Genomic DNA, 7625 nt, shown 5'->3' on the forward strand with positions numbered 1-7625 from the left:
NCCTGCTCGAACACCCGGTGGATCTGGACGCCGCCGCCTTCCGGCCGCTGGCGCGGATGGTCGCCCAGGCCGCGCGCCGGCCGCTGCCCGCCGGCAAGGCCGTCGTCGGGGAGGCCGTGTTCGACCACGAGTCCGGCATCCACGTCCATGGGGTGCTGCGCGCTCCGGCGACCTACGAGCCGTTCGACCCGGCCGAGGTCGGGGCGTCCCGGCGGCTGGTGCTGGGCAAGCACAGCGGCCGGGCGGCGGTGCGGCACGCCATGGAGCGTCACGGCATCGACGCCCCGGAGGAGGACCTCGAACCGATCGTCGGTCTCGTCCGGGCGCATGCCACCGCCTACAAGCGGCCGCCGAGCAGCGATGATCTGCGTGCGCTGGTCCGGCGGGTGGCGACCCGCCGGACCCCGCCGCTGCCCTCCACCGCCGCCGCCCCCGCGCCGCCGCCGGCCAACCCCGGCTGACGGCCACCCCTGCCTGACAGCCGCGCCGGGCTCAGGGACCGGGGCGGAAGCTGGCGATGATCTGCCGCAGCACCTCCTGGTTGGCCTGCCACTGGGCCTCGGGCACCCGCCAGCGCAGCGCGTAGCCGTGACCGTTGCGCACGACACCGAAGTCCAGGGTGCGCACCGTCTGACCGCGCGAGACCGAGGTGAACTCCCAGATCGCCGCGGTCGTGCCGGCTCCGCCGTCGGTCGGGCGGATGGACAGGCGCCGGTAGCCGGGGCTCGACTCGCGGACGTCCGCCTCCAGTTCCTCCCAGGCGGCGATCGCGGACGGGCCGGCGACCGCCCGCGTCTCCACGAGCAGCTCCGGGTAGCCGCCTGCGGCGGTGAAGATCTCCCGTGTCGCAGACGGGGCGGCGTGCCGCCAGTCGGCCGGCACCGCGACCGACCAGCCGGCCGTGCCTCGCTGGGTCCGCAGGCCCGCCGGGGCCGGGGCCGGTTCGGTGGTGCTCGGGATCGCGATGCCGAGCTCGTCGAGGTCAGCGGCGCCGCCGCCGTCCGCCGCCGCGGACGGGGCCGCCGGCGGTGCCGTCGACGCGGAACTGTCCGCCGAGGCGCCCGGCGGGGACCCGGCGAGCCCGGTTGAGGCCGGTGTCGAGGCGCTCGCGGCCGGACCGGTGGCACCCGGGGTCGCCCGCGCTCCGGCCGTCCCCGCGGGGCCGTCCGTCAGCACCAGCCCGAGGCCCACCAGGCCCCCGATGAGCGCGATGACGACAATCACGGCCAGCACCACCAGCCGTGGATTCCGCCGCCGCGCCGCCGCGCCGGGGCTCGCTCCCGCGCCGGACGACCGAGACCCGGCCGACGGCGGGCCGGACATCCTCCCGGGGCCCGAAGGGCCGCCAGGCCCGGCACCAGCGGCGGCGCTCGCGGCCGCGCTCGCGGTCCCAGTCGGGGTCGCAGTCGGGGTCGCGGACGCGGCGGCGGTTCCAGCCGTCGCGGGTCGCGTGCCCGCCCGCACCCCGGCCTCCGGCCCGGCGCCCGTCCCCGTCCCCGGGCCAGAACCAGAACCAGAACCTGACCCAGGAGTGTGGGTGGGGACGGGTTCGCGGATGGGCTCCGGGTCCTCGTCGCCGGGGCCCGGCGCGTCCAGCAGGTTCGTCGGATGCGGGTCACTGCCGGCGATCTGGCGCAGCAGGGCCCTCGTCCGGGCCAGCGACGGCCGGCGCCCGGGGTCGGGGTCGAGCAGCTCGTCCAGGACGGGGCGCAGCGGACCGGCATGCTCGCAGGGCCGCCGCCGGTCCTCGACGATGGCCGCCAGCGTCGCCAGGGCACCCTCGCCCGCGTAGGGCGGCTCGCCCTCGACCGCGGAGAACAGCGTGGCGCCGAGACCCCAGACGTCACCCGGCGCGGCGACCCGCGCGCCCCGGGCCCGCTCGGGGGGTATGTAGGCCGGCGAGCCGACGACCATGCCGGTGCTGGTCAGCGCGGGGTCGCCCTCGCTGACGGCGATCCCGAAGTCGGTGAGCCGGGGCTGCCCGTCCTCGGTCACCAGGATGTTGCCCGGCTTGACGTCCCGGTGCACGACTCCGCCGCGGTGCGCCGCCTCGAGCGCGTAGGCGAGGCTCACCCCCAGCCGGGCCACGACGGCCGGCGCGAGCCGGCCCGACTCGCGGATGATCTCGGCGAGCGACCGGCCCTCGACGAGCTCCATCACGATCCAGGGCGAGTCGTCGGCCTCGATCACGTCGTACACGGCTACCAGGCCGGGATGGCGCAGCCGCGCGGCCACCCGTGCCTCCCGCAGCACCCGCTCGCGGGTGATGTCCCGCTCGCGGGTGCCGCTGCCGTCGCCGTCGACCGCCGGCGGCGGCAGCCGGACCTGCTTGATCGCCACCGGGCGGCGCAACAGCGTGTCCTCGCCCTCGCGAACGATTCCCGCTCCTCCGCTGCCCAGGACCCGCCCGAGCCGGTACCGGCCGGCGAGCAGACGTCCCTGGTCCACGGGGCGGTTGTTCCGCATTGATGGCTCCGCCTTCTCCGGCACCTCGGAATTATCGTGTATCGCCACCGCACACGCCCAGATGCGGCATGCAGTTGCCTGTCGCCATAGCCGTGGGCATGCCCGATGTGGTCGGGTCCTACCCGATGTGGCCAGGCATACCCGACATCACCCAGCGAAACGCGCACGCGGCGCGCGGAGTTCACGCCGAACCGATGAGTTCGCGCACAGAGTCTGGTCCCACCACCAGCGGGCCGGCCGCCNGGCTGGCCACCACGCCCCCGCCGGCTTACCAGGATTACGGCGATGTGAGACGATCGGTGTGCGACTGGCGCGTCAATCAACCTGCCGGCCGGCCGGCCAACACACCGGCCCACGCTCCTGTCGACCTACAACTTTGGAGATGCCGGTGATGGCAGCAGCCGCGCCAAGCCGTTCGTATTCGGTCCTGCTCGCCGAGGACGACCCGGGCGACGCCGTGCTGGTCACCGAGGCGTTCCTGATCCGTGGCCTCNGGCAGGACGTGGCGACTGTCGCCGACGGCGTCGAGGCGATGGCCTACCTGCGCGATCCCGCCCACCGCCGGCCGGACCTGATCCTCCTCGACCTGAACATGCCCCGGATGGACGGTCTGCAGACGCTGGCCGCGATCAAGGAGGATCCGGCGCTGCGCAGTATCCCGGTCGTGGTGCTCACGACGTCCGACGCGCCGGGCGACGTGTCGTCCAGCTATGAGCTGCACGCGAGCGCCTACGTCTGCAAACCCCGTGAGCTCGACGACTTCTTCGGCGCGATCCACGCGATCGACGACTTCTACCTGGCCCTCGTCCGCCTTCCCGAACGCCGGGACCGGTAGCGCTGGGCGGCGCCGCGCAAGGGGCCAAGGTCGGTGTTCCGGGCAGCCGCACGGGAGCCCCCAGCAGGCCACAGGTATCCGCATAAGCGGAACAAGTTCCTATTCTTCGTTGCATCTGCGGGTGGCTGTTTACCATCGCAGAGTGGATGTGGATACGTGGCTGGCCAGGGTCGACAAGGTCAGCGGGCTGCTCGCCGAGCAGCGCGCCCAGGCCGAGCGGGACCGTGTCACCTCCACCGCCGTCATCGACGCGCTGCGCGCCCAGGAGTTCCACCGCATGTGGGTCTCCCGCGCGCTGGGCGGCGGTGGGGTCAGTCTGCGCACCGGCTCCGCCGTGCTGCAGGCGATCGCGCGCGTCGACCCGTCCGCCGCCTGGCAGGTGGGGGTGCAGGGCGCCATCGGCCGCATCTCCGACTATCTGCCCCATGAGGTGGCCTGCCGGCTGTTCTGCGGCAGCCGCGGGCTGGTGGTCGGCGGGGTCAACCCGACGGGCGAGGCAGTGCCGGTTCCGGGCGGGTACCGGGTGCGCGGCCGCTGGTCGTTCGCCAGCGGGGCCACCCACGCCGACTGGCTCGTCTGCACGGCCAGGCTCACCTGCGGCACCCGGGGCGGACCGGCGCCGATCCGCATGCTGTGCGTCCCCCGGGCCGCGGTCTCCTTCACCGACGACTGGTTCGCCCTCGGCCTGCGCGCCACCGGCAGCGGGAGTTTCACCGTGGACAACGTCGTGGTTCCCGAAAGCCACTCCGTCGACGGATCACTACTGCGCCGCCCGCCGAGCCCGCGCCGATCCCGCGGCTACGCGATCGCCTACTACGACTTCGCGCCGTTCACCACCTCGTCCACCGCACTCGGCATCGCGCAGCAGGCGCTGGAGGTGTTCCGCGGCCTGGCGGGGCGCACCGTGCCGGCCCGCGCCACGGAGGCACTCGCCGCCAGCGCGACGGTGCAGGCCACGTTCGCCCGCGCCACCGCTCTCGTCCGGGCCAGCGAGCTCGTCCTGCTGGACGCGGCGGAGCAGGCGACCGCCCACGGGGAGGACGGCGGCGAGGAGCTCAGCGGTGTCGTCCGGCTCGCGGCGGCGAGCGTCGCGGAGAACTGCCTGCAGGCGGTGAGCATGCTGCACGCGGCGGCGGGCTCGGCCGCGTTGCGCTCGGGTGACGACCTCGACCGCTGCTTCCGCGACATCCACACCGCGGTCCGCCACATCACGCTGGCCGCGACGAACTTCGAGATGGTGGGCGCGCACCTCTTCGGCGGGCCGTTGCTGATGCGCCGCTAGGCGGTCTCTCGTGGATCAGGGTTGGGGGTTCGGGTGCCAGCCCGGGGCCATGGTGACAGACCTGTCTGATCGGACGGGGCACCCCGGGTGCCGAGCCGGGTCGCGAGGCCCGACGGGCGACAGCCCGGGGCCGGTACCGGGGCACCACCGCACCGGCCCTCCGACGTTCCGCACCTCGCCCGCGGGCACCTCGGCCGCCCGGCCGCCGGCTGGCGCACGACCTCCGGCCCACCGCATTGGGGCAGAACTCGCCGCAACGCCGCCATCAGGGCTTTCAGAGCCCGCACAGGCCCCGAAACAGCCCTCACCCACCCCGCGCCGCCCGTCCGCGAATGTGCGCCGACAGCGACTGAAGCCCTCGTTGTGTCTCCGCTCCCCCCGGGGTTGCAACCCCTCCACCACCGGGGCTGTCAACACCTTTCCCGAAGAGACACAGCGAGCTCTTCAGTCGCCGCATCGCCACACTCGCGCCGGCACCCGAAACGCTGGCCGCCACCGTCAGATCACCGAACGCACGCACGCTCCGCTGCGCCAGGCACCCGCTTCGCGCGGGGCGAATCGTCAACATTGTTGACTATCTTGGTTCTCGACCGCGCGGAAGCCGCGGGGTCGCCGTGCGCCGACCCCGCGGCTTCCGCGGTTTCCGCTAGTCGACCAGGCGCCGCGCGGCGGCGACGGTCTCCGCCGGTGACACGGAGGTGTCGACGTCGCGTGCCTCGGGCCAGGGGTCGGTGCGGGTGGCCATGTCGAAGTAGACCCGCTCGGTGGCGTCCGAGGGGTCGATCGTGCCGGCGGCGCCGGCCCGGCCCGCCTCGGCCGCCGCGGCGCGGGCCGCGATCCGCTCCACGGCGACCCGCGGCGGGCTCACGCAGCGCAGCTGGATCAGGTCCGCGTCGCAGTCCCGGGCCACCCGTGCGGCCAGTTCGCGGGACCGGGCCGAAGACCAGGAGGCGTCGGCGAGGACGCTACGCCCGTGCTCCAGCGCGTGCCGGCTGCGGGTCAGCAGCTCGGCGTAGCTGTGTTCGGTCACGTCCGCGGTGTAGATCCCCTCGCCGGGGGCCGTCGCCGCGGAGGACTCCGGCGCGAGTCCCACCAGTTCCTTGCGGACCACGTCGGAACGCAGCAGCAGCCAGTCGTCGCCACCGTCCGCCAGCTGCCGGGACAACGTCGACTTCCCGGTACCCGGAAGTCCGCCGACGAGGACCAGCCGTACCCGCCCGCAGCGCAGGTGCCGCAGCGCGAGGGCGACCAGCCGGCCCGCCTCCCCGGCGGCGTCCGGGTCGCCCTGGTGGGCCCGCACGCAGGCGTCCCCGGCACGCGTGACGGCCCGGTGGGCGATGTAGAGGTGCTCCAGCGACGCGGGGCCGGTGTCACCGGCGGCCTCCCGGTAGGCGTCCAGGAAGGTCCTGGCCGCGGCGGGCGCGCCGAGCCGCTCCAGATCCATCGCCAGCGACGCGGCGTCACCGAGGACGTCACCCCGGCGCAGCGCCGGGTCGGCGCTGACGCTGCCGAGCACCCGCGGGCCGTCCGGCAGGCAGTAGATGTCGTCGGCCCGCAGGTCCCCGTGGCCGCCGCGGATCCGCCCGGCCCGCGCCCGCCGCGCGAGCAGCGCCCCGCGCCCGGTCAGGTACCGCAGCGCCAGCCGGCCGATCTCGTCGACGGCCGCGACGTCGAGCAGCCGCCCGCGGAACGGCGCGAGCCGGTCGAGCGCCTCGAGCCACTGCGCCTGCAGGGCACTGAGGCCACCGTCCCTGGTGATCTCGGGCGAGGTCTCACAGCGCTCGTGGAACGCCGCGATCCGGCCGGCGAGAGCGCGCAGCTCGCCGGCGAGCTCCTCGTCGACGCCACCGCCGGCGGAGCGCGCCGACGCCGCCACCAGCGTGCTGAGCCGGCGCGCGGCCGGCATCCGCTGCATGACCACCATGTGATCACACAGCACGCCGGACTCGTCGCGGATATCGGCGACCCCGAGGTAGGTGTCGGCCGCCAGCCCACGGTTCAGCCGGACCTCGTCCTCACAGGCCGCCAGCCGCGCCCGGCGGGAACGGAGGTCCAGGAATCCCAGGTCGACGGGTTTGCGCAGTTTGTAGACACGGTCCTGGGTCAGGAAAACAACCGCGGTCGCGGTCTCCACGGTTTCACGACTGTCCAGCCGCAGCTCGCGCCGAACCCGGCCAGCGGATTTTCCCGCTGTTTCAGCCGGGCCCGCCGGCCCGGCCGTGGCCGCTTCGGGCCGCGGGTTCACCGACGGCGCGGAACGTAGGCCGGTGGCCTGCCCCGAAGGAGCATCGTCAGGCAGAAACATCTTCGTCTCCAGACCGTGTTCGGGACGGCGCACTCGGTCTCACACCTGCCGTGTCACACCGACGGCACCGGAAATCCGATTCCCTTGGGACCGTGGCCGGCGGGCGGAACAGCCATAGGCGGCCGGGATCGATCGGCAGGCCCGGCCGCGGAGATCATCCTCCCTGGTCCGTTTCCCCGCACCCGCCAGCATCCTCCATTCGTCCCACCCAGTCAGGTGACTTGTCGGTCCACCTCTTCCACGACCTCCGCCCCGTATTCACGGGACGTTCGGGCCGGCCCGCCCGGGAGAGCCGGGCGGGCGCCCACGCCCGAGTGCCAGTACCGCCCACCAGGCGAGCCGGACGGCGGCGCGGGTACCCACCAGCAGCGCGCAGACGACCAGGCACTCGGTGGCGACGCCTATTCCGCGCCCTGTTTCATCAGGTAGACGGCGGCCTGCGTGCGGCTGGCCAGGCCGAGCTTCTCCAGGATGCTCGACACGTAGTTCTTCACCGTCTTCTCCGACAACCCCAGCCGCGTCCCGATCTGCCGGTTCGTCAACCCGTCCGCGATCAGCNGCAGGATCTCCCGCTCNCGNTGGTTCAGCGTCGCCATCGCCGGGTCCTCGTGCGGACCGTCCCGCAGCCGCTCCAACACCCGCCGCGTCACCGACGGCGCCAGCAACGACTGACCCGACGCCACCGTCCGGATCGCCCCGACGAGATCGTTCCCCCGGATCTCCTTCAGCACATACCC

4 protein-coding genes and 4 pseudogenes are annotated in these 7625 nt (G+C 74.0%); 4 read left to right on the forward strand and 4 right to left on the reverse strand.

Going from position 1 to position 7625, the window contains the following annotated elements; all coding sequences use genetic code 11:
* Position 1 precedes the first annotated feature (1 nt).
* Positions 2 to 461 (forward strand): annotated as a pseudogene (locus UG55_RS31115) (homocitrate synthase); the annotation flags it as partial.
* 31 nt (positions 462 to 492) lie between these two features.
* On the opposite strand, the gene UG55_RS01660 reads toward UG55_RS31115, so the two are convergent.
* Complete coding sequence (locus UG55_RS01660; protein ID WP_066061772.1) at positions 493 to 2466, reverse strand: serine/threonine-protein kinase; 1974 nt, start codon at positions 2464 to 2466, stop codon at positions 493 to 495.
* Between the two features lie 391 nt (positions 2467 to 2857).
* On the opposite strand from UG55_RS01660, the pseudogene UG55_RS31120 reads away from it, so the two are divergent.
* The 3 genes and pseudogenes from UG55_RS31120 to UG55_RS01670 form a co-directional block, all read left to right on the forward strand.
* Positions 2858 to 2959, forward strand: a pseudogene (locus UG55_RS31120) (response regulator); the annotation flags it as partial.
* A 1-nt stretch (position 2960) separates the two neighbouring features.
* Positions 2961 to 3301, forward strand: a pseudogene (locus UG55_RS01665) (response regulator); the annotation flags it as partial.
* Between the two features lie 142 nt (positions 3302 to 3443).
* Positions 3444 to 4583: an acyl-CoA dehydrogenase family protein gene (locus tag UG55_RS01670; protein ID WP_242423582.1), complete on the forward strand. Its 1140-nt coding sequence runs from the start codon at positions 3444 to 3446 to the stop codon at positions 4581 to 4583.
* Between the two features lie 646 nt (positions 4584 to 5229).
* On the opposite strand, the gene UG55_RS01675 is transcribed toward UG55_RS01670, so the two are convergent.
* The 3 genes and pseudogenes from UG55_RS01675 to UG55_RS31130 form a co-directional block, all read right to left on the reverse strand.
* Positions 5230 to 6888, reverse strand: a complete 1659-nt coding sequence (locus UG55_RS01675; RefSeq protein WP_066061806.1) for an AAA family ATPase — start codon at positions 6886 to 6888, stop codon at positions 5230 to 5232.
* A 401-nt stretch (positions 6889 to 7289) separates the two neighbouring features.
* Positions 7290 to 7446 (reverse strand): response regulator transcription factor (locus UG55_RS31125; RefSeq protein WP_242423588.1); only part of this gene is annotated, 157 nt, incomplete at its 5' end.
* Positions 7447 to 7467: 21 nt separating this feature from the next.
* A pseudogene (locus UG55_RS31130) lies at positions 7468 to 7625 on the reverse strand (DNA-binding response regulator); the annotation flags it as partial.

The organism is Frankia sp. EI5c (assembly GCF_001636565.1).
GTDB lineage: Bacteria > Actinomycetota > Actinomycetes > Frankiales > Frankiaceae > Parafrankia.

Bases quoted from the DNA above. Each gene is read 5' to 3' on its own strand.
- UG55_RS01660 (WP_066061772.1), bottom strand. From the start codon at position 2,466: ATGCGGAACAACCGCCCCGTGGACCAGGGACGTCTGCTCGCCGGCCGG.
- UG55_RS01675 (WP_066061806.1), bottom strand. From the start codon at position 6,888: ATGTTTCTGCCTGACGATGCTCCTTCGGGGCAGGCCACCGGCCTACGT.